At 29.6% G+C, this 22,355-nt stretch carries 20 protein-coding genes and 1 pseudogene; 5 read left to right on the top strand and 16 right to left on the bottom strand.

Annotated elements, in window-relative coordinates; all coding sequences use genetic code 11:
• Positions 1 to 227 (top strand): DUF4351 domain-containing protein (locus NAAC61_RS09590; protein ID WP_337920081.1); only part of this gene is annotated, 227 nt, incomplete at its 5' end.
• A gap of 147 nt (positions 228 to 374) precedes the next feature.
• On the opposite strand, the gene NAAC61_RS09595 is transcribed toward NAAC61_RS09590, so the two are convergent.
• From NAAC61_RS09595 to NAAC61_RS09605, 3 genes are all read right to left on the bottom strand, one after another.
• Positions 375 to 1,211 (bottom strand): hypothetical protein, encoded by an 837-nt coding sequence (locus NAAC61_RS09595; protein ID WP_202695894.1) that lies wholly within the window; start codon positions 1,209 to 1,211, stop codon positions 375 to 377.
• A gap of 159 nt (positions 1,212 to 1,370) precedes the next feature.
• Positions 1,371 to 1,550 (bottom strand): hypothetical protein, encoded by a 180-nt coding sequence (locus tag NAAC61_RS09600; RefSeq protein ID WP_202695895.1) that lies wholly within the window; start codon positions 1,548 to 1,550, stop codon positions 1,371 to 1,373.
• 93 nt (positions 1,551 to 1,643) lie between these two features.
• Positions 1,644 to 2,081 carry a hypothetical protein gene (locus NAAC61_RS09605; RefSeq protein WP_202695896.1) on the bottom strand — a complete coding sequence of 146 codons (438 nt, stop codon included), beginning with the start codon at positions 2,079 to 2,081 and terminating at the stop codon, positions 1,644 to 1,646.
• A 542-nt stretch (positions 2,082 to 2,623) separates the two neighbouring features.
• Between NAAC61_RS09605 and NAAC61_RS09610 the strand changes: the two genes are divergently transcribed.
• Complete coding sequence (locus tag NAAC61_RS09610; RefSeq protein ID WP_202695897.1) at positions 2,624 to 2,824, top strand: YjzC family protein; 201 nt, start codon at positions 2,624 to 2,626, stop codon at positions 2,822 to 2,824.
• A gap of 64 nt (positions 2,825 to 2,888) precedes the next feature.
• Here NAAC61_RS09610 and NAAC61_RS09615 read toward each other — a convergent pair whose 3' ends face one another.
• The 6 genes and pseudogenes from NAAC61_RS09615 to wecB form a co-directional block, all read right to left on the bottom strand.
• The gene (locus tag NAAC61_RS09615) at positions 2,889 to 3,758 is read right to left on the bottom strand and encodes a hypothetical protein (protein ID WP_202695898.1); all 870 of its coding nucleotides are present in this window, start codon (positions 3,756 to 3,758) and stop codon (positions 2,889 to 2,891) included.
• 819 nt (positions 3,759 to 4,577) lie between these two features.
• Positions 4,578 to 6,029, bottom strand: coding sequence for a lipopolysaccharide biosynthesis protein (locus NAAC61_RS09620; protein ID WP_202695899.1), 1,452 nt, complete (start codon positions 6,027 to 6,029; stop codon positions 4,578 to 4,580).
• The gene (locus tag NAAC61_RS09625) at positions 6,022 to 7,233 is read right to left on the bottom strand and encodes a glycosyltransferase (protein ID WP_202695900.1); all 1,212 of its coding nucleotides are present in this window, start codon (positions 7,231 to 7,233) and stop codon (positions 6,022 to 6,024) included. The genes NAAC61_RS09620 and NAAC61_RS09625 overlap by 8 nt, the downstream gene beginning before the upstream one ends.
• A 318-nt stretch (positions 7,234 to 7,551) precedes the next feature.
• Positions 7,552 to 7,833 (bottom strand): annotated as a pseudogene (gene sat, locus NAAC61_RS09630) (sulfate adenylyltransferase); the annotation flags it as partial.
• A gap of 127 nt (positions 7,834 to 7,960) precedes the next feature.
• Positions 7,961 to 9,388 (bottom strand): lipopolysaccharide biosynthesis protein, encoded by a 1,428-nt coding sequence (locus NAAC61_RS09635; protein ID WP_202695901.1) that lies wholly within the window; start codon positions 9,386 to 9,388, stop codon positions 7,961 to 7,963.
• A 385-nt stretch (positions 9,389 to 9,773) separates the two neighbouring features.
• Entirely contained in the window at positions 9,774 to 10,850 is a 1,077-nt protein-coding gene (wecB, locus tag NAAC61_RS09640) for a non-hydrolyzing UDP-N-acetylglucosamine 2-epimerase (RefSeq protein WP_202695902.1), read from the bottom strand.
• A 160-nt stretch (positions 10,851 to 11,010) separates the two neighbouring features.
• Here wecB and NAAC61_RS09645 point away from each other — a divergent pair, with 160 nt between their 5' ends.
• From NAAC61_RS09645 to NAAC61_RS09655, 3 genes are all read left to right on the top strand, one after another.
• Positions 11,011 to 11,313 carry a hypothetical protein gene (locus NAAC61_RS09645; protein ID WP_202695903.1) on the top strand — a complete coding sequence of 101 codons (303 nt, stop codon included), beginning with the start codon at positions 11,011 to 11,013 and terminating at the stop codon, positions 11,311 to 11,313.
• 56 nt (positions 11,314 to 11,369) lie between these two features.
• Positions 11,370 to 11,861, top strand: coding sequence for a hypothetical protein (locus NAAC61_RS09650; protein WP_202695904.1), 492 nt, complete (start codon positions 11,370 to 11,372; stop codon positions 11,859 to 11,861).
• 164 nt (positions 11,862 to 12,025) lie between these two features.
• Positions 12,026 to 12,187, top strand: coding sequence for a hypothetical protein (locus tag NAAC61_RS09655; RefSeq protein ID WP_202695905.1), 162 nt, complete (start codon positions 12,026 to 12,028; stop codon positions 12,185 to 12,187).
• A 682-nt stretch (positions 12,188 to 12,869) separates the two neighbouring features.
• On the opposite strand, the gene NAAC61_RS09660 is transcribed toward NAAC61_RS09655, so the two are convergent.
• From NAAC61_RS09660 to NAAC61_RS09690, 7 genes are all read right to left on the bottom strand, one after another.
• The gene (locus tag NAAC61_RS09660) at positions 12,870 to 14,126 is read right to left on the bottom strand and encodes an O-antigen polymerase (RefSeq protein WP_202695906.1); all 1,257 of its coding nucleotides are present in this window, start codon (positions 14,124 to 14,126) and stop codon (positions 12,870 to 12,872) included.
• Positions 14,127 to 14,379: 253 nt separating this feature from the next.
• Positions 14,380 to 14,541 (bottom strand): transposase, encoded by a 162-nt coding sequence (locus tag NAAC61_RS09665; RefSeq protein ID WP_273542600.1) that lies wholly within the window; start codon positions 14,539 to 14,541, stop codon positions 14,380 to 14,382.
• A 248-nt stretch (positions 14,542 to 14,789) separates the two neighbouring features.
• A complete protein-coding gene (locus NAAC61_RS09670) occupies positions 14,790 to 15,959 on the bottom strand; it encodes a glycosyltransferase family 4 protein (protein WP_202695908.1) in 1,170 nt (389 codons plus the stop codon).
• A 238-nt stretch (positions 15,960 to 16,197) separates the two neighbouring features.
• Positions 16,198 to 17,400 (bottom strand): hypothetical protein, encoded by a 1,203-nt coding sequence (locus tag NAAC61_RS09675; RefSeq protein ID WP_202695909.1) that lies wholly within the window; start codon positions 17,398 to 17,400, stop codon positions 16,198 to 16,200.
• Positions 17,372 to 18,601, bottom strand: a complete 1,230-nt coding sequence (locus NAAC61_RS09680) for a glycosyltransferase (RefSeq protein ID WP_202695910.1) — start codon at positions 18,599 to 18,601, stop codon at positions 17,372 to 17,374. The genes NAAC61_RS09675 and NAAC61_RS09680 overlap by 29 nt, the downstream gene beginning before the upstream one ends.
• Before the next feature lie 275 nt (positions 18,602 to 18,876).
• The gene (locus tag NAAC61_RS09685) at positions 18,877 to 20,991 is read right to left on the bottom strand and encodes a bi-domain-containing oxidoreductase (RefSeq protein WP_202695911.1); all 2,115 of its coding nucleotides are present in this window, start codon (positions 20,989 to 20,991) and stop codon (positions 18,877 to 18,879) included.
• A gap of 1 nt (position 20,992) precedes the next feature.
• Positions 20,993 to 22,255: a nucleotide sugar dehydrogenase gene (locus NAAC61_RS09690; RefSeq protein ID WP_202695912.1), complete on the bottom strand. Its 1,263-nt coding sequence runs from the start codon at positions 22,253 to 22,255 to the stop codon at positions 20,993 to 20,995.
• Positions 22,256 to 22,355 lie beyond the last annotated feature (100 nt).

Raw genomic sequence — 22,355 nt, forward strand, 5'->3', positions numbered from 1 at the left:
AAATAATTATGACAATAGCTGAAAAGTTGAGAAACGAAGGTAAATTAGAAGGTGAAAGAGAAGGGAAACTTGAATTTGCAATTAGAATATTAAGCAAAAGGTTCGGTAACCAACTAACTGAAGAAATAAAAAACAAGATAAGAAAAGCAGATGAGAAGACGATAGATTACATAGGAGACAACTTGTTAGAAATAACCATAGAAGAACTAAAAGGGTTATTGAAATAATTTTTGAAAAGACGCCCTCCATGGGCGTTTTTCAATTAAAAACTGTTGCTAATTTTAATGAACATTTGCTATTGCTAACTACTTTTCGTTTAGCAGACACTTATTTTTGGTACACTTTTCGTTTGGCAAGTAAAACTGCCTTAACTATTAATCAGATTTTATTATTTGTGGCTTATAGTAGTTTTCATTATATAAAAATATTTTATCGAAATTATTTTCTCTTTTAGTATATGAATTAAGTATTTCCTTTACATTTTCTCTTTCACCAGCTAGAAAATACAGATCTTTATATGGCTCACATGATGTGATTATTAATAAATATATTTTATCGACGTTTTCCCTATAATGGGACAACTTGTCAATCTTTTTATTTATTATTTCTGGTAATTTCTTTTTATAATAATTAATCGAGACATAATTCCCTACTCCTTCACGTATTTTAAGTTCCTCACTATAAAGTTTTACTATTGGTTCACCTACTAAATATTTATATATTAAAGAATTTTTATTTGATTCACAAAACTCTTCAAATGAGGAATATTCCCCTTTTCTTCTTACTATTATATATTTTATATATTCTTCAGTAAAGTCTTTAATAAATTGGCTATCTTTTATTTCGTTTCTTTTTGTTTTTTTGGTTTCTTTTTGGTTTTTTGGTTTTCTTTTGCTTATATCAGAAGCTAAGCTATCAGAGAAAAAAAGCCAAATATCTATTTTAATATCTTCTTCCTCTAAGTATTTTTTTATGTTTTCACAAATCTCATCTTGTAAATTTTCGCTTGCCTTCCTACTTTCATGAATAGTTTCTGTTATCTCTATCCCAATTTTTTGATTATCAAACTTAACTATGAAATCAGGAGATTCACTACATTCTAATTGATAATTTTCAGGAAAAAGATACTCATGAAAAATTTTATAATAATCACAGATAAAATGTTTTAATGATTTAAGTTCCTTTTTTTTCTTATTGTTTATTTTTATCACCCCCGCTTTTTGTAGCATTTTCGATACTTTTAAGTGTTTTAGAAAGTATCCCGACTATGGTCCAACAGATGGTACACTTACTAAAGGAAAGTACCCCTTCCTCTCACACGAGTCCTATACAAGGCTCTTATAAAATCAAATAAATTCCACCTTAAAAACTCATATAACTTCTTCCAGAGCTTTCAAATTTCTTATTATATAATTACCAATATCTTTTATCATTTTCAAATAAGGATTTTCCTTATTTTTAGCGTCTTCTTCTGCTCCTTCAAAGGGAACCCAGCCACCGAAGATTTCAAAACTATATTCACCTTCAGTAGTGCTTATACTAAGTAACATTTCACCCTTATAACCTACTAATTCACCCTTGAAATAAGCATATGTATTTGGTTTTCTGGGATAACAAGAATGTTTTAATGAATTATAAATATCTCATAAGCTAATTTTCTTTTTTTCAATTTTACCTTTTGAGAAATTTTGTGCAGTGAAATAATATTTATCATTCGAGATAATTATCCCTAAATTTTCCATAATTTCTAGAATTTTTTGCCTTTTATTTTGGTCTGTATAATTATCACTTAAATAATTCTTAAAATCATCTCTTATTCCACAGCTCCTAATGTCTTGTTTTTTGTCATTCTTAATATCAAAAATATCACTAAAATATTTCCACTTTTTATTTTGTTTATAATCTTCGAAAATCTCATTTCTAATTATATCCATACTACTTCCCATAGAAAATATAAAAGCTCTAAAATCAGAAACTTTTTCATTAAAGTCTTCTTTTTCATATGAGCTTTCACATGACTTAATTCTATATTCAATGTCCTTAATACAATATTCTAATACCACTTTTTCCTCTTCTTTCATAACTTATTCCTCCTAATTTATAAATATTTTATTACTCATACTCATATTATAAAATATAATCGGGTAAGAGTAATCTTTTGGGTTTATTCCATCTATCATATTTGAGAGTCCTATACTTGAATCAACGAAATTATGCCTTGCTATTGCTAACGACAACCTCACGTATCCTAGGCCATCAATATCGCTATACTCATGTATCTATCTTTGCTTCCTTTATCCTTCTTTTTGATTGATACCAAGTTTCTCTTATATCTTCCTTGCTTGATAGCTCTTTTGAGCGTCGCTCTGTGTATCCCTATTTCTTTTGGTATCTCTCTTTGACTTTTGTGTTTGTTAAAATACAAAAATCCTACAATTTTTTGTTCAAATTTATTATATAGGATTTGTGCGATAGGGTGGTACACTTTTCGTTTAGTAAGTGGATAAAATTATAGTTGTTATATTACTTCATTATAATTTTCTATATATAGTATTTATCATTTTGTATAACCATTATGTTGTGGTATAATTGAACTGAATAAATAAGAAAGGAGGTGAATTTTATGCCAATCGGAGCAAGATATAGAACAGGCCAAAGATCTCCTGCAAATGCTTATTACAAGTGGGTGGAATATACAGATGGAACAAGAACACCTCTACCTACTAATGAAGAAATGAAAATTCATTTAGAAACTGATGAAACATTTCCACCAATCAATTCTTGTGATAAAGGTGCAATTTGGGAAATGACCTCGTACGAATGATTTTTTGATTTGAACTTAAAAAGCAGACGATCTTTTTTATTCAAATCGTCTGCTCTTTAATTTTTTAATCATTACTTTTATCTTTATTTCTTATTCTTTCTAATTCTTTATCATGCTCGTCTCTTAGAGAATATCTATCTTCCCCTTTCTTTGTTAATCTATCATATAGCACATCAAAAGAATTATTTGGATTATGTATAAATAGGCTATATGTATTATCCAACTCAGGTAAATATGTTTCTTCATTTTCTATTATTCTATAAAGAATATCATGATCGATAATTTTTAAAGATTTGTATGGATAACATTTTATCGGATCGCTAACTTCACCATGATATTCCCTAGAAAATAATGTATTATCTGAAATTAAATATAACAAATTCGCCGATGTCATAAAAAAGTCATTTGCACTATAATTTTTTGGCAAAATAAAAAAATCAATCCTAGAAAAAACATCTTTTTTTACATTAATTATATTCTCTTTGGGTATTCCAGTTTGAATTTTTTGAAATTTTATTGAATTATCAAAAAAATTTTTAGGAATATATAAGCTACAAATTGGAAATGGAAACAATTTATCGTTTTTAATTTTACCCTTATGTCTTATTTCTAATATTGTTTGGTTATTTTGGTTTTTGAGATTTATAACTGGCATTTTTATATTTCCGTTTTGATTATAACTAAATCCATGCCATGATACCTTATAAATGGATTTTTTGAACTTTTCTTTGTGAGTATCTCTTTGAAAATACAAATTATCAAAAGGATGATTTTTGATTCCATCCATCATTATATCTAATTCTCCGTCATAAGAATCATATTTGTCTTTATCTGGTTCTTTAATTTTTAATCGAAAAAGTATTTTATTATCTCTGACAACATAAATTTTATTATGGTCAGAATTTTTTATTGAAAATACCAAATCAGCATTCATATTATCACCACTAATAACTAATACCATGTTCCTGTAAATAAACCGTTTTTGTAATATACAGTGCATCCATTGATGTTTATATTTTATTGGGTTAAACCTTATACCATCAGAATTTGCAAAATTTAAAGCACCAATAGTTGATTGACCTTTCAAGGCCGTATTAGAAGGATGATTGTAAAAGGCGGACCCTTAAACAATACTAAAGCGGGGTGAAAAAATATGACCCCGCATTAGATTATACTATATGGTAGTGAAAAGATTGGGTATAAATTCTTTCTTAATAATCAGTTTTTAGTGGTAAAAAACTCATTTATAATATTTATCAAAAGATTAATTAAAAACTCAATCAAATAATTATCAATCTACCATAGCTATAAAAGAATAAATATTTCAAATAGACATTTGAATATTTTACCTTCTTTTAAATCTTTCAACCGTTCTCCAAAAAAGTACAAGTATCCAATAAAAGTATCCTATAACTACTTTAAAACTATTTTGCCAATTTTTTTAATCATTAGTTTCATCTCCTTTCGCAAAAAATTTGTGTATCTAATATATAATTAACAACAAATTTTCTCCTTACATTGTACCTTAACTTACCAATCTAAAAATATATCAAAAATTTCACAGCATTTGCCGGGCTTTGTTCCACAGTCGAAAACATAAAGGCTCAACCAATAAAAAAAAGACGCCTTATGCAGACGCCTTGTATATTTTCAACAATCTAATATTTTATCTAAAAATTAGCTGAATTACTTTTCCATATAGTATTCCATGAGTATTTCGGTGACCTTGGTAAAGCCCTACCAACACCCTCCTTCACCTACTAACTACCCTCTCCTTCACTTCCCTCATCAAATCAACCCCTAAATCAAACACATATTTCACCTGGTCTCTATACACAAACATTACAACTACCAAACCCAAAACAGCAGACACAACCTGAAAACCCAAATTAGGAACAAAAGTGTTTATAAAAGCAACAATCACAAAAACAAACGTACTGATAAAAAATTTACCCAAATGATAATTAACAGGAAACAGTCTCTTAGATATAAACGTTCTCATACAAAAGAAAACTATATACGACACCCCTGTAGAAAATGCTGCACCTTTTGCACCATACACAGGGACAAGCATCAAATTCCCAAACACGTTAACCCCTGCTGCCACAGTTGCTATCAACATGTGCCAATACGTTTTTTTCATAAAATTGATACCAACTACCGTCGTTTCAGAAACAGTATACATAATAGGCATCAAAATCAAAAAAGAACTAATCCCAGCCGCCTGCCTATAAGAGCTTTCTAAAAGCAAAAATATCACATCTTTAAAGACAACTAACAGCAATCCAAACACAAACATTGCTGCGGCGATGATCACAGAGGTCTTCTCAAAAATCCCCTTACTCTCAGGCTCTTTTTCATAACTTTCATAAGAAACAGGAGTCCAAAACGTAGTAAACCCTACTTGAATTAAGCTCATCACCGAAACCACTTTGAAAGCAGAAGAATACAAACCAATCTCTGTAAAATCAGAATAATTTCTTAACGCCAACCTATCTATCGACTGAAAAAGCCACGTAATTAAAAAAGTAGGAACAAAAGGAAGCCCGTATCTAACAACCGCTTTTATTGATTTAAAATCAACCTTGAACTTACCAAACCACAATTCCCTTTCAAAAAAGATCGCTAATAAAGCGGTAACTATATGAGAAAAAAACAAACCTACTATAACTGCATAAAAACTTCTTGAAACAAAAAGCGCGTATAAAATCGTAAAAACAGCATTTGTCACTCCGTTTATTACCCTCAACGTAGAAAAAGCGATACCTCTTTTTTTCATCCGAACAGCCAATGTGGAAAATCTCTCTAAAATACCAACTAGAATAGTAACCCCCAACAAAAAAATCGGAAGAAAATGATTATAATCCCCAAAAAGAACAAAAGATAGCTTTTCCCAAAAGATACCAATTGCAACAAAAACAACAACGCCTATACTCAAACTTGGCAACAAAGAATCCCATAGCAAATCTCTTCTCTTGTCCTCAGGTCTTTCATAAAACATACGAACAAAGCTCTGATCCGCTCCAAGAAGTGCCACATTGAGAAGTAAATTGAAAGCCAAAGTGAACATCGATGCCTTACCAAACTCCTCTGGGATTATAAGCCAAGTGGTAATAGGGGTAGTGATGAAAGAAATCAAAGCAGCTATCCATTGACCAATTGAAAATTGAAAAAAAGATTTAATAAATTCTCTCTCTTTAGGCATTACTTCCTCCAAATTTATTTAAGACTTCGTTATAAACCTCTATTTCCTTTTCTACAATATTCTTCCACGAAAAACCCAAAGCCCTTTTTCTTAAATAACTTCCATCAATTGGATTTTCCAATAATTTTACAACCGATTGAGCAAACCTTTTCTCAAACTCTTCTCCTTCCTTGACAACTACTCCTCCATCTCCAATTGCCTCAGGTATACCTCCGTTACTGCTACCAACAACAGCCACTCCACACCCCTGTGCTTCTATAACAACAGCTCCAAATCCTTCATTCCTACTCGGAAGTATCATTACATCCATAGCATTCATATAATAAGGCACATCTTCATGAGAAACACGACCAACAAATTTAACCTCCAACTTTCTCTTCTTACATTCATTTTCAATACCTTCTCTTAACTCACCATCTCCAACAACTAAAAACTCAGCATCGTAAATTGAAGAAATGTAAGAAAAAATTTCGGGCAATTTATCTGCCCTTTTTACTTCTTTCAATCCACCTACAAACCCAACAACCTTTTTAGATAACCCCAATTCTTTTTTTATCTTTTCTTTATTCAAAGGTTTAAAGATATCTGGTTCGATTCCGTTGGGAATAACAACAGAATTCTCACCAGCATATCCAAATGATTTAGCTTTATTCAATAAGGCATTACTTACAAAGATGACCCTTGAAGCATTTTCTAAAACATCAACGTACAATTCTTTTGCCAAAGGCATCGCTAAGTTTATATCGCTACCATGGGCGGTAACTACATATGGAATACTTAACTTTTGCGATAACAGTTTTGCAACTAATCCCGCAGGAGGTTCATACATCCCATGTGCGTGAATTATATCAAACTCATTATCCTTGATTTTATCAAATAGATCTTCTGCAACTTCTTTTGAATCTTTAATTTGATTATTTTTCTTCAATACTCTCGAATTAAAGACATCACCTAAACTTCTACTAAAAGACGCGTATTTATATTTTATCCCATCGACTTCATAAAATGAATCAGTAGAATTTATGCTCGGTATAGAAAGAATCTTTTTCAAAAGTTTTATTCCAAAAGAATCTTTAGAAATAATACCATAAACATCGAAGTCCATATTAAAACTCTGCATAGTTTTAAGCCTATTTGTTACGAAAATTCCACCTGTAGGACTATGAGGAGATGGCAACAAATTCGTTATGAACAATACCTTCACTATTTATCAACTCCAAATATAATTAAGGTTTTAACATCAAAAAAATTTAGTGCACTTTTGCTTTATTTCACAACTCAATTCCCCCTCGCATTAGATTATACTATATGTCAATGAAAAGATTGGGTAGAAATTCTGTTTTAATAATCAGTTTTTAGTGGAAAAAAGCTTCTCTATAATATTAATCAAAAGATTTGTACTTGCTAAGCTTGGATTCTACAGTCGAAAACATAAAGGCTCAACCAATAAAAAAAAGACGCCTTATGCAGACGCCTTGTATATTTTTCAACAATCTAATATTTTATCTAATAATTAACTAAATCATTTACCCATATAGTATTCCATTAGTATTTCTGCGACCTCGGCTCTTGTGAACTCTTTTGGTGGTTTTTCTCCTTTTGAAAGCATCTCCCTTACCTTTGTCCCACTGAGGAACACATGGTCTTCTTTTCCGTGTGGACATGTTTTTGCCGTAGCCATGTTTTCACACTTGGTGCAATAAAACGCATGTTCAAATTTTAGTGGCACTATCCCTATCTCTTCGGGTTTAAACTGGTCAAATATCTCTTGAGCTTCGTAAGTTCCATAGTAATTTCCAACACCTTGATTCAATTCCTAAACAGAATAAAAAGATTATAACCCTTAATTATCGATAGAAAAAACCATATTCTTTTAGCTAACTCTTGTTTTTGGTACACTTTTGGTTTTGGCAAGTACACTTATAAATCCATCAATTTGCAGAGGTGCGTAGTTCCTTCAGTAAATTCATGCCGAAATTGTATACCTGCTTTATATACTTTCTTTGGATAAACAACATTGCCAGAATCAAAATAGGTTCAACAATGAAAAACGTTATTATGTTGGTTATGGTATATAATCCCACTATCTGTATTCCAATTAGAATAATTGAGAGAATAAGGTTTTTCCAATCTATTTTTATTTTTACAAATTTCTTTGTATCAAATATTCTCAATAGCCACATTGTCAAATAAGCTAACATTGTAGAGAAAGCAGCTGCTTGAATTCCCCATATAGGAATTAACAATAAATTTATTCCAACGTTTACTATAGCTCCATACACCGAGGTTGTAAATGCTCCTTTAGTTTTTTTTGATGCTGTATAGTTTGTTTCAAAAAAACTTGAAAACGCTTGAAATACATTTCCTATTAAAAGAAATGGAATGTACTTCCATGATTCGTAAAAGGTATCCGCAACAAATACGCTCATTAACGGTTTAAGAATCAACAAAATTAACCCTGTTACAAGAAACAAAAGTAAGGATAAGACTCCAAAGATATTTTTGTAAAAATCTTCGTACCCTTCTTTTCCATACTCTTGCATTGCAGATAACTGCCATGCTCTTAAAAAGATCCCGTTTAGAAGGGCAAGTAAGGAAGGGAATTTGTGAGAAACAGCATATAAACCCACCGCATCAAAACCTAGAAAATAGGTTAGCATATATCTGTCTGAAACACCAATAATCCACCACATTATCGAATTAGGGATTAAAGGGACAGAGTAAGCAAGCATGCTTTTCATAAACGATTTACTAAAAGATTTAAAGTTCAAATATTTAAAAACATTTCCAAATACTAATAAAATAAAAGTATTAATAAGATGGGCTAAAACCATAGAAAGGAAGTAACCCCTTAAACCCATTTTTAAATAAACTAGAAAAATTATATTAAAAGTAACAAAAGAGGCTGTATAAGCCAAATCAGAAGCAACAAAAGCTTTTATTTTCCCAAGTCCTCTAACAAACTGTTTCAAAACACCATTAAGCATAGAAAAAAATAATATTAAATAAAAAAATAAAAGATATGAAGAAAAAGGTTCGATCCTTGTAAAAACAGGAAAAAGAAGTAAAGAGATTAGCATACCAAATAAACAAAGAAGAATGCCATTCATTAAAACGCTTGATGCAGATTTGTTTTCCCTCATATCTACAGAATATCTAAAAACTGCTTCAACTGCTTGAAATGTAATCAAAGGAATTAACAACGAAATGGTAGTTTGTAATACATCAAGTTGACCATAATCACTTGTAGTTAGCATTCTTGTGTATAATGGAAGCATGAAAAAAGAAATAGCTTTAGATCCTATACTACCTATTGCAAATAAGAAAGAATTTTTAATTAATGATTTATACTGATTCAATTATTTTCACCTTGCTAATTAAAGTTCTTATTAATATAATTTTTAACTTTTTTCATTTTACAAAAATTATATTAATAAAAAAGAAAAGTAATCAAAATGAAAAAGTTAATTTGTAAAGTTTAATTTTTAATTTTCATCATTCTAAGATTTATCAATTATTTTTTCTACTCTCTATTTTTGGAAGAGAACCACAATTATTCTTAGAACTTTATTTATGCAAAAACTTATAATATTGGAAAATTTACTTAACTTTTTCTCAATCCTTATAATAAGTGATTATGTTTTGATATAGAATAAGAAATAGATAACCTCTGTTATTTTTTTAATTAAGCTATTAATTTTCTTAACCCTATGCCAAACGCATGCAATTGGACAAAACCAAAAATTAATAATTTTGCCTTATGTTGTTAAAAGTTTCTATCAAATATACTATCTTCTCCCCTGCATTCCCATCCCCGTACATACCATATGGATATGTTACCTTACTTTCATTTAATACCTTTTCTACTAGGTTATTTTCATCTGCTAGCATATTCCATTCTGCTTCTACTAACTCTCTCCATCCTGTATCTGGCATCAAAACTAAGCACCTTTTTCCTGCAAAATACGCTTCCTTTTGTAATCCTCCACTATCTGTTATTACTTTGTATGAATGTTTTGCAATTCCCATCAGTTTAGGATAATCAAGAGGTTCACTCAAAACAAAGTTTTTTAAATATCTTTCAAATCCAAATTCATTTATTCTCTTTTTAGTTCTAGGATGAATTGGAAAAAATATTGGTATTATTTTAGATATTTCTTTCAAAGCTTTGAGTATCTTTTCAAGTTTTTCTTTGTTATCTACGTTGAAATCTCTATGTAGCGTTAATACAATGTATTCGTTCTCTGACAACCCAAATTCTTTATATGCTTCATCCTCAAACTTTGGTTCCATTATTTTGAATAAATCATACATTACATCTCCTACAAAATATACTCCTTTTGTTATACCCTCATTCTCAAGATTTTTTACAGCTAATTGACTAGGACAAAATAAGAAGGTACTAACATGGTCTGTAACTACCCTATTTATCTCTTCAGGCATATCCTTTGGTTCTTGCCTTATCCCTGCTTCAACATGTGCAACAGGTATTTTTAACTTCGCTCCAACTAATGTCCCAGCTAACGTTGTATTTGTGTCTCCATAAACTAATATAATCTCTGGTTTTTCTTTCACAACAATCTTTTCAAATTCAATCATTATTCTTCCTGTCATTTCACCATGTGTTCCTGAACCTATCCCAAGGTTATAATCAGGAGCTTTGACATTCAAAGACTGAAAAAATATATCCGACATATTAAAATCATAATGTTGACCAGAATGAACCAAGATTTCTTCAATATTATGCTTTTTAAATTCTTTACTAAGAATTGCTTCTTTTATTATTTGTGGACGCGCACCAATTAAACTGAGTAGTTTCATCTTAGAGACTTCCTCCTCCTCTTATAATAATAGTCACTTTAGAAATTCTAAAACGAACAATTTAACGTATATTTAATCCTTCCTATTGTTGACATTTACCTCCTTACGATATAATCTCTTTGGCATTATTAATTCACTAAATCGTAAGGAGGTTTTACAAATGTCTTACTACTCTATTGCTTCTCAACTTTATTTCGATTCCGTTTATGATCAATGTCTTAATGAACATTCTGAATCTAAATATCTTCTTGATTTAATAAATGTTATCGATTGGTCTGTTTTTCCTAATTTTAACCATAAGCGCAGTAGGCTCGGTTATTCTAATCAGTCTATCCTTAAAGCTTTGTTTGTTCAAAAGGTTAAAGGGTTTAATACTAGAGAATTGATTTATTTCCTTAGAACTAATCCTAAATTCGCTCAAACTATTGGATTTGATCCTATCAATAACTTTTGTCCCTTCTGAAGCTACTTTCTCTATCTTTAAAAAGAAATTCGATACTTCTTTTTTGTTTGAGATTATTGCTCAGTCTATTAAATAAAAAGGGTATTTATGAGGGCATTTTCGATCCTAATAATCTGTGTATCGATTCTTATCCTATTTCTTTTCGTTCTCTCTTTAACAACAAAAAGAGTCATGGTAAATTCATAAATCAAAAAGTGTATTATTCTCATCCTATCCAAGCTAACTTTGGCGTTAAACCTGTTTCTAACTCTAAACCTGTTTACGATAATCACGGTAATCAAAAGCAATCTATTTCTTATTTCGTTTTTAAAGCTCATACACTTTCTTTTTTTAATGTCCCTATTTTTACCTTTGTTTCTCCTGCTAGTCATCACGATAAGAATCATGCTTTCCCTTTGTTGCATAAGACCATCGATCTTTTGAATCTTCATGGTTTTAATTTGTTAGCTGATGCTGCTTATGATTCTCATGATGTTTACGACTTTGTACCTTTAGAGACTGATTCTATCGCTTTTATTCCTCTTAGAATTTCTCTAAGAAACCTTTAGTAGGTGATTGCGGTAATCCTCTTTCTCTTCATTCTCATTACTTTGAATCTAAAAGGAATATCTTTAGAGATAAGTATATTTGTGATGATCCTTCTAATTGTCCTTTAAACAAACATAATTGTTATGCTTACAAAAACTTTTCTAAAGATGATTTCCGTAGTTCTTTGAACAGAGATTCTTCTTCTTTCAAAAAGGTTTACAACAAACGTACCATCATTGAATCTATATTTTCTAAGTTAGCTGATATGACTAATTCTACTTCTTTGAGATTTATCAATGCTGTTGAAGTTGAGTGTAATCTTTCTAACCTTTATCTTATTGCTTAGCTTTCTTAGCTCATAATATGGGTAGAGATGATTTGCTTGATTCGCCTAAAACATTAATGTATGAAACGGCTTGCTTGTAACTAATACTCTCACTTAATTTATTTCTTTTTAATAGACAATTATTCATTAACTGTATCGTTTTTATTCCTGTTTTTCTGTCAAAATGAGCACTTTCTCGTATCTTTTTGACTTTTCAAAGAGCATTTTTTGGTTCTCTCATGAATAGTATGGGTAATTAAGCTGGAGTTAAATTAAGTTTACTCAAAGCAATAAAGATAGTTATTTTTAAATTCTTTGATGTTTTAGATCCAAAAGCCCTTTTAGTAAAACCTCTTAGTTTAGAGTTCATACCTTCTTATTTTGCCGTTAGTTATATTTGTTTTTATTTGTAATAAGAGTATTTGTTCAAAGAATCTCGGTAGTTCATTTCTCATCCGGTATCACCTCATTATTTTTTGATTTGTTCTTTAGATAATGCCAGATTTTTTATACTTTAATCATGCTTTTTTCTATCCACTGTTTTTGGAAGAGAACCTTCTATACTTTATGAAACAAGGAAAATTAAAGATTTGAAAATAAATAGAGAAAAGATGAAACTGTTTGGACTCTGAAAAATTATCACTCATCAAAAAAGATTACTTTATTCTGAAATAAAATAGACTCAAGTTTAATCATCTTTTCCTTAATTTTTAGAAGGTAAAAGAGAAAAAAATAAAAGAATCAACAAAGGTAATCCAAACGTTAAAATTTGTCCTGAAAAAGAACTGGAAAATCCTCCACCCCTAAATATATCTGGGATCCAAGCGGTGAAAAAAGAAATTAAAAAGATTTCATTCATATTAAGGTTAGGATCCTTTAATTTGATTTTGCTTTCTAACTGTTTTACTATCAGTCCCCACAAGAAAAACACAATGACTATACCTACTAGGCCAAAATTGTAAAAGGATTCTCCTACTAAAGTTGCACCAGTTGAACTTGTAAATGATGGCCAAAAGGTGGTACCTAAAGTTTGAGTTAACTTTAAAGGTTTATCAGGCCAGAAGGATCGAGGAATAATAAAATAAAAAACTCTATAATAGGATCTCCAATATATATATGGTACATGATGCGGAACTTCTTCTAATATTCTTCCAAAAAAGAAAAAACAGGTAGGAGAATCAATTGCCGACGAAAAAAATCGAATATCAGAAAAGCCGATTTTAAAATAATAAATAGTCATATTAAATAAATCATTCTCTTCTAAAAGCGCTGTTCTAAAGGCTCTAATAAGGATTATGGAAAATAAGGTAATTGGAATGAATAGTAAAAGGTACGTACCCCTTACTTTTTTTTTCTTTTGTAACAAATAAAGTTGGATCATGAATAAAATGAAACCCAAGACCATTCTTCTATTCCCTGTTTCCAATAATAATGAAAAGGAAAATATGAAAAGGAAAACAAATACAATTTTATCTCTTATGTTGGACTTTGTTTTTAATAACATCCAATAAAAGAAAATTAAAGTACTACCAATAATCATAAAAATGCCAACGGTTATAAAATTTTTATTAAAATTCTTTTCTATATCCAATAAAAAAATACCTGAAAAAAATAACATCAATCCAATAAAAAAAATTAACAAAGAAATATTTTTCGTTTTGTTTGAGATATTTCGTAACTTATATTTTTTAATAAATTTAAAAGGTGTAAGAAAACCCAAGAAAAAAGAGGCAAGGCCGATAATAGAAAAAAAATAAGCCTTGATCAGTGTTTTCTCACTTAGAAAGGTTGTTCCTATAGGATAACCACCTAAATTGAATAAAATTATAGGTAATATTTGATAAAAAGAAAAAGACAAGAGAAAAATAGAAACAACACTTATACCTATAACTTTTTTAAATTGTTTTAATGATAAAAATAACAGAATTATTAAAGTAATAAAAGAAATGATTAAGCTCATATTTTAACTCCTTTTATGCTTTTCTCCATGCGTTGAACAAAATTGGTAGAAAAATATTTATAACTCATTATCATTTAAATGTGGTTAACTCAACTAGTCATAAAGATAAAATGATTGTGTATAGCAGAAGAAGGGAAGCCATGGTCAATATTCAAAAATTACATATAAAGACATTTATCCACATCTAAGTTAATGGTTTGTTTTTTTCATGACTAATAAAGAAATATGGTTCTCTCATGAATAGTGTGGGTAATTAAGCTGGAGTTAAATTAAGTTTATCCAAAACAATAAAGATAGTTATTTTTAAATTCTTTGATCTTTTAAATCCAAAAGCTCTTTTAGTAAAACCTCTTAGTTTAGAGTTCATACCTTCTATTTTGCCGTTAGTTATCCTCACTTTTTCCCAGTCGGTCATTTACATTGAGTGTTTGTTCAAATAATTTTGGTAGTTCATTTCTCATCTGGTATCACCTCATTATTTTTTATTTTGTTTTTTAGAAGATGATACCAAATTTTTTACATTTTAGTCATTTTTTATTTTTTCTACCTATTGTTTTTGGAAAAGAACCAAAAAATCTGTATTCCTTTTAATTTTTACATTTTCTTCATCTATTTAGATGTTTCCAAAGAACTTTTTAAAATATAATCTTTTTTCAAACAATTTTACTTATCTATTTCTGTTAGAAAAATGTTTTCAAGCTTTTCGGTGAGAACATTATAAGTATAAGAATTTTTAACCATTTCTATTGCATTTAAAGACATTGATGAAAGATCGTTTTGAAATGACCATTCAATTTTATCTATCAAATCTTCTAAATTATCCTTTTCAAATAATATACCATTGTTATATTTTAACCTTTCAACATTTATATCAATATTTTCTAAAATAGCAGGCAGTCCAGTTACTTGAGCGTCATAAAAACTCAGGCTGCTTCCACCAGGCCATACAGCAATATCAGCAGCGTTATAATATTTATTTAATTCTTTTAAAGGTTGCGTATCTATATGAATAAAATCTTTATCTTTTTTTAATACTGTGAGTAATTCTTGAGCGTAGTCTCCATCAGTACTACCAACCAAAAGTAATTTTATTTTTTTATTTTCTTTATTGATTTTATCAAATGCTTTTAATAACATGTCAACTTTTTTATTTCTCACTATTTTACCTGTATATATTAATAAAAAATCTGAGGGATTTATTTTTAATTCTTCTCTTGTCTTATTTCTCAAGTTTTCATCTCTATAAAATATTTCATCATCTGTTCCTAATTCGATTATTTTGATTAAATCCTCAGGGATTCCATAATGATCAATAATAAATTCTTTTGTAGCTTTAGAAACTGCTATGATTGTATTCTGATTTTTAATTAATTTTGGGGTAATAAATCTTTTGAAGAAGGCTTGGAACTTCTTACTGTTTTTGTTTTTGGAAGCGGCTTCAACCATATGACAGTCAAAAAGAACAGGACAATTTATTTTTTTTAAGAGGTTAATCATTCTCAAACCAGTTAATGTCTCTAACCCATGTACTAAAATAACATCTGGTTTTATTTTTTGAATCTCTTTTTTCAAATTAATCTGTAGAAACTCTCTTCCAGAATAATAGAAAATACTTTTAAATCTTTTAATATGGATTCCATAAATTTGAGAAAATATTTGGTCTTCCTTTTTTAAATTATAGTTCTTTAAAAAACCATTATTAGTCCAAGGTTTTAAACTATCCGAGGTAACTATGTAAACCTCGTGTTTATGCAAAGAATTATATTTACTAAGAAAATTTAATTGATAACCAAGAGTAGGGACAAAGTGATCCTCAATATGCAATATTTTCATATTTTCTCTCCTCCATCGCATTTACGATTTCGCACCCCATTATTTTTTATCAAATAATCAGTGACAGCATATAAAAATTAAATAACTTGTTTAATTCCAATTATCAGTCATATTTAATATTTTTGCAAAGAAATCCAAAACTTAATTTTTCCTCTTCCAGCTAATTGCTATTTTTGATATGCTCTGTAAAACTTATTGAATTTTTTATTCCTTATTCAATACCAATTTTTTCATTTTCTTAAATAAGAGAATTGAAAACTCTATCCATATTAACATTCCAATCAAGCTCTTTATCGTTTATCTCTGGTAATTCCTTGCTTTCCAACAATCTAATTTTATTTATAAAATCCTCTTTATTTCCTGCCTCATAACTCATTCCAAAATTATAAATCTCATTTTCCTCAAGTAAAGACGGATTATTGCTAAATAACACCTTTAACCCTGAAAGGATATAATCATAAAGCTTATTAGGTACAGTATAATCAGTTAATAAATTTCTTTTATGAGGAATTATACCTAAATAATATTGATTAATTTCAGTATGTAATTTATAATAAGGAACAGGTTCGTGAAATGTTACTCGCTCATTTAATTTTAATTCATAAGTTAGTTTTTTTAAATGTTGAATGACGTCCATTTTTTCTGTCGCATAGATATGAAGTTTCCAATCTGGTAAATCAGCTAAACAATATAAAACAAAATCTAAATCTCTTGCGTAAAAATCGACTCTTCCAATATAAACCATAGTTTTCTTTAATTTGGAATTTGAAAGATGATTATTCATATTCTTCCCATACTCTTTTACCAAAGGAAAATTTCTTAACATATAAAAAATACTTATGGAAAAAATAACAAAAAGTCTAGGTTTTTTTAAATCAGAATATTTTACTGCCAAAAGAAAAAATATATAATAATATTCATAAATAGCTAAATTTAAGAAATTAGTAGTTAAATTTCTCCCATACCCTCCACTTTCAAAAATTGTTTCTCCAGCTTTACCAAAAACTATAATAAAAATCATTATTACAATAGATGCTATAAAAAATAAGTAGTTATCTTTGATTTTGATAAATTTTTTAGGATCATCGGTGTGTTTTATTTCTTTAAAAAAAAGATTAAAAAAAATCAAAAAAATACTATGTATAATTAGTGTTAATGTAAATATGTATTCATTTTGATAATGCATGAAGGGGGTCAATTGGGTCCCAAAGAAAAAATAGGGATAAAGGTAAATTATATACGTAAACCAGAAAAAAAACATTATAAAAAAAGATTTTTGTTTAATGGATTTATATAATAATGTAATATTAACAATTGTAGTTGTTATCAAAAGAATTTTTGAAAAATAAAAATTATATAAAGATAATAAAATAAACATTAAATTTAAAATTAATATAAAAATATCAAAAATTTTATATTTGGTTTGATACATTAAATTCATTCATCCTTTCTTCATACAACTCAATATATTCCTGAAATTTATTGTTTTTATTATAATATTTATTTGCTCTTTTAATACAAGATTCACTATATTTTTCTTTTCCCTCTGTTTTTATTTTTCTAATAGTTTTTATCGCTTGTTCTAAATCCCCTTTTTCTACAATGAATCCTGTCGTGTCATCTATTGTTTCAATAGATCCTCCTGTATTGAAAGTTATAACAGGAGTCCCACATGCTAATGCTTCTAAATTTGTTGTTGGAAAATTATCTTCCAACGTAGGATTGAAAAAAACATCCGCACTAGTATAAATCTCTGCAAGTTCTTGAACATTGTTTGTTCTTGTAATACCAATAATATTTTTAGGTAGCTGTTTTAATGCACTTTTTGATAATCCAACCATTACAATAGTTTCATCGGGTTCTATTAATTTTGACAGTTCAATAAAATACTCGAATCCTTTTCTTTTCTCCCATTTGTTAGCGACTCCTAATATGATAAACTTATTTTCTAAATTGTATCTTTTTCTAAAATTACTCGGAGATGGTTTAAACACACTCAAATCTATCCCATTGTTTATAACTTTCACAGTATAATCTTTTAAAAAAGATCTTTTTACTAATTTAGCTAACCATTCTGAAGGTGTAACTAAAGTTAATTTATCAAGTCCTGTAAATAACTTTTTCTTTTTTTCAAAGTTGTTATATGAATTATCTATAAATATGCTCTTTGGAAAACTGGTTTTTTGTGGACATTTTTGACAATGCGTTTCCCATTTATAGCAATTCGCATAATCAAAATGTGAGCAATGCCCTGTGAATGCCCAACAACTGTGTAAAGTCCATATTATAGGTTTATTATATTCTTTTAAAAAGTTGAATAAAAGATCTATATTTATGTAATACCCGTGTACGTTATGCAGATGAATTATATCTGGGTTATAATTTTTTACTCTTTCTATGAATTTACGAGTCGCATTTTTTGAACCAAATCCATGTTCGTCTAATATTCTTGTCTTTAAAGCATGTATATAAAAATCTAAATTGTTTCCTATTTTTATGGTATTGTCGCAATTATAAGCAGTTCCTCTCCCATATGCAACAACACTTTCATGCCCTTGCTCTATAAGCATTTTATGGATGTCTGAAGCAATTCTGCCTGTGCTTCCTGTACCACAAACTGTATTTATTTGTAATGCTTTCATCCTGTTCCCTCCAAGCAAATCGCTTAACCAAATCTGTATAAAAGATAATTTTTTTTAAAACTATATAAACTTTTTATGTTGAGGTATAATCAATTACCGGTTCTTCCTCTACGATTATTGGTTCTTATTAGTGACTTCTTCAACCATTAAATGGTGCATGCCATCATCAATTATTTCAGCATTACCAAACCCGCAAACTGTTCTCACTTGTTATATTTTAATAAACTAATTCGCATTTTAACCTTTTCAATAACTTAAAACCAAAAGTTAAGTAATCAGAATGTACTTTTTGTTGTTTCATATATTTCTTCAAAAGTTAAGTAATCATTTCCCCTCTTACCTTTTATTATATCTCTGATATATTCATATTCATCAATAAATCCTTTATCTTGTTGTAATTTTGATTTTTTTATTTTTCTTCCGCCTTTGTATATTTCAGCTTTCACAAAGTTTTTCAATTCCGCAACGTTTCCATTGGTAAATACCCTTACATTCTCTTTTGGATAAGATTTAGGTCCCATTGATGTGTAGATAATATTAGCAAGAGAACCATTTACAAACTCTATGTTCATAGAGATATTATCGTTATTTATATACTTTTCGGAATTTGCATTAACCGTAAAATTAGACACATTTTTAATTTTTGAGCCAGTCAAGTATTGGCAGAAGTCTACAAAGTGGCAAACTTCTCCAATTATTCTTCCTCCGCCAACGATTGGGTCATTTATCCAATGTTCTTTTGGTATTTCTCCTGCATTTATTGTGTATTGTATTAATGTAGTAAATTTATCTGTTTGTAGTTGTTCTTTGATCCATTTTGCAAAAGGAGAAAACCTCCTATTGAAACCTACTATGAGATGCTGAGAGTTTCTTTCATAAGCCTCTTTCACTTGTTCTAATTGTTCCATATTTATTGCCAACGGTTTTTCTACATACACATGTTTCCCAGCGTCCAACGCTTCTATGGCAAATTTCGCATGTGTGTTATGGGGTGTTGCGATAATTATTAAATCTATATCTTTGTCTTCCAAAAGTTTTTTATATTCAGTTGTTGAATATTTAAAGTCATATTTTTTTACGGTTTGCCCTGCACTAGTACTGCCACTAGTTGAAAGTCCAACTAATTCAAAGTCATCTATTTTTGTTAAATTAGGTAAGATAGTGTTTCTTGCAAAATTCCCAGAACCTATTAATCCAATACCAATTTTATCTTGGACTTTTACTTTGCTTTTTACAATAATGTTTTTATTTTTTTCCTTATTATTTGGATAACTAAAGATCACCCCTAAATATTTTTCTTTGTTTGGATTTTCTGTTATCATTTTATAAGCTTCGGGGGCTTTCTCTATTTCAAAATTATGTGTGATTAATTTTTTCATGTTTATTCTTTTAGTATAAATAAGTCTTATAAACTCTTCCATTATGCGTTTCTCTGTCCATCTAACATATCCAATAGGATAATCGATACTTTTTTCTTCATAAGTTTCATCATATCTACCAGGGCCATAAGAACGAGATAACTTAAAAGTCAATTCCTTTTCATAAAAGCTCCTTCTTGGTATTTCCATCCCTGTAACTCCCACCATAGATATGATCGCTCTATCTCTTGCAATTTCGGCAGAAAATTCAATAGGTTGATTTGAAGTTGTTGCAGCGGTTATTAAAATTTTATCGACACCATAACCGTTAGTAATATTCATGCCTTTACTCAATGCATCTTCTTCAGAAGAATTTATAAAATGATCGATATATTCTTTGCCAATTTTATATTGCTCATCGTTAATATCTATGCCTATTACTTCATTCCCATAAGCATGGAGTATTTGACAAGCTATTTGTCCTAGAAGCCCTAAACCTATAACTGCAACTTTTTCTCCCAATTCAACTTCAGCTTGCCTAATTCCTTGCATTGCGACTGCACCTAAAGCTATAAAAGAGGCTTCTTCTATATTTTCAAAATCCGATGGTAGTTTAATAGCAAGATTTTTTGGGACGTAATTAATTTCTGCATGGTTTGCATGTAGGGTTCCAGCTATTGCTACTAAGTCTCCCACTTTGAATTCTATGCATCCTTTCCCAACTTCAATAACTTTACCCACACCACTGTATCCAAGAGGCAAAGGTTCATCTAACTTATTAAAGGCTGCTTTTACTGCAGTTATAACTCCATCTGTTTTCATTTTATCTATAACTTTTTTAACTTGGTCTGGCCTTTCTTTTGCTTTTAGGATTAAATTTTTCTTCCCAAAATCTATGAGTGATCTTTCTGTTCCTGCACTCACTAGTGAATAGATTGTTTCTACCAGTATTCCCTCATTTTTACAGCTGGGTTTAGGAACATCCATAACCAAAATATCGCCAGTTTTAACATCTGAAAAGACTTGCTTCAAATCAATTCAACCCCTTATTAGTAATTCCCACAACATTCAAAACTTCTTTACTCATAATTAAATCTATATTCTGTTTGAATTCATCATGAGCCAGTGTGAGCACTAAGTAGTCAGATTTTTCTAATATCTCATTCAATGAAAGATTTTTGATTCCTTTTATCTCTTCTTTCAAAACGTTTGGTTCACAACCTACTACGTTGTATCCTTTTTCTTTCAAAGTAAGAGCAATTTCAATTGAAGGACTTTCTCTCAGATCATCTATGTTTGGTTTGTAAGATAATCCTAAAATCCCTATGATTATCTCTTTTTCTTTGTTTGGGAACTTTTCTTTTAATTCCTTTTCTATTTTTTCAACAATCCATTGGGGTTTGTAATCATTCTTTTCTCTTGCCGTTCTTATCAAACTTGATTCTTCTGGGAACTTTTCTACGATGAACCATGGATCCACTGCAAGACAATGTCCCCCTACCCCTGCTCCGGGTTTCAGTATGTTTACCCGTGGATGCTTGTTTGCTAATTCTATTAGTTCAAAAACGTTTATTCCTATTTTATCTGCAATAATCGAAAGTTCGTTGGCAAAAGCTATATTTACATCCCTGTATGAATTTTCAACTAATTTGCACATCTCAGCCGTATGTGTGTCTGTTGTGTAAGCCTTTCCTGTTGTAAGAATAGATTCATACAGATCTTTAGTAATTTTCTGAGCTTTTTCACTCGATGAGCCAACTATTCTGTCATTATTTTTTAGTTCGTATAGTATTTTACCAGGTAAGACCCTTTCGGGGCAATAAGAAAGGTAAAAATCTTCGTTTAATTTTAATTTTGTTTCTTCTTCTATTATCTTTCCAACTACTTCATCCGTTGTCAAAGGTGGTACTGTAGATTCTAAGATCACCAGGGTATCTTTTTCAACAAACGGAGCAATTGCTTTTGATGCAGTTTCTACGTAGCTAATATCCGATAATTTTTTATTATCTCTTTTTATGAACGGTGTTGGAACACATATTATGAAAACATCCGATTTTTCTAATTTATTGGTAGGCTTTAACTTACCAGAGTTCAAAACTTTTTCAAATGCTTGTTGTAGATCAGGTTCTTTAATATGTATCTTCCCGTTTTTTAACGTGTTGATAACTTCTTCATTTACATCGTACCCATTTACATTAAATCCTGCTTGTGCAAAAGCAATCGATGTTGGAAGCCCTATGTACCCCATTCCCACTATCGTTATTTTTGCAGTTTTGTTTTCTATTTTTTCTATCATATGTCCCTCCTGATCGATTTGAAATAATAATAGATTTTTTATCTAAATTGTTTTTTTCAAAAATTCAACGACTCTTTGAGATGCCTTTCCATCTCCAAAT

This window comes from Petrotoga sp. 8T1HF07.NaAc.6.1 (assembly GCF_016772115.1).
Taxonomy (GTDB): domain Bacteria; phylum Thermotogota; class Thermotogae; order Petrotogales; family Petrotogaceae; genus Petrotoga; species Petrotoga mobilis.

Excerpts from the sequence above, each read along its gene's own strand:
- NAAC61_RS09600 (WP_202695895.1), bottom strand. The coding sequence starts at position 1,550 with ATGTTACTTAGTATAAGCACTACTGAAGGTGAATATAGTTTTGAAATC.
- NAAC61_RS09605 (WP_202695896.1), bottom strand. The coding sequence starts at position 2,081 with ATGAAAGAAGAGGAAAAAGTGGTATTAGAATATTGTATTAAGGACATT.
- NAAC61_RS09610 (WP_202695897.1), top strand. The coding sequence starts at position 2,624 with ATGCCAATCGGAGCAAGATATAGAACAGGCCAAAGATCTCCTGCAAAT.
- NAAC61_RS09615 (WP_202695898.1), bottom strand. The coding sequence starts at position 3,758 with ATGAATGCTGATTTGGTATTTTCAATAAAAAATTCTGACCATAATAAA.
- NAAC61_RS09620 (WP_202695899.1), bottom strand. The coding sequence starts at position 6,029 with ATGCCTAAAGAGAGAGAATTTATTAAATCTTTTTTTCAATTTTCAATT.
- wecB (WP_202695902.1), bottom strand. The coding sequence starts at position 10,850 with ATGAAACTACTCAGTTTAATTGGTGCGCGTCCACAAATAATAAAAGAA.
- NAAC61_RS09645 (WP_202695903.1), top strand. The coding sequence starts at position 11,011 with ATGTCTTACTACTCTATTGCTTCTCAACTTTATTTCGATTCCGTTTAT.
- NAAC61_RS09660 (WP_202695906.1), bottom strand. The coding sequence starts at position 14,126 with ATGAGCTTAATCATTTCTTTTATTACTTTAATAATTCTGTTATTTTTA.
- NAAC61_RS09665 (WP_273542600.1), bottom strand. The coding sequence starts at position 14,541 with ATGACCGACTGGGAAAAAGTGAGGATAACTAACGGCAAAATAGAAGGT.
- NAAC61_RS09670 (WP_202695908.1), bottom strand. The coding sequence starts at position 15,959 with ATGAAAATATTGCATATTGAGGATCACTTTGTCCCTACTCTTGGTTAT.
- NAAC61_RS09675 (WP_202695909.1), bottom strand. The coding sequence starts at position 17,400 with ATGAATTTAATGTATCAAACCAAATATAAAATTTTTGATATTTTTATA.
- NAAC61_RS09680 (WP_202695910.1), bottom strand. The coding sequence starts at position 18,601 with ATGAAAGCATTACAAATAAATACAGTTTGTGGTACAGGAAGCACAGGC.
- NAAC61_RS09690 (WP_202695912.1), bottom strand. The coding sequence starts at position 22,255 with ATGATAGAAAAAATAGAAAACAAAACTGCAAAAATAACGATAGTGGGA.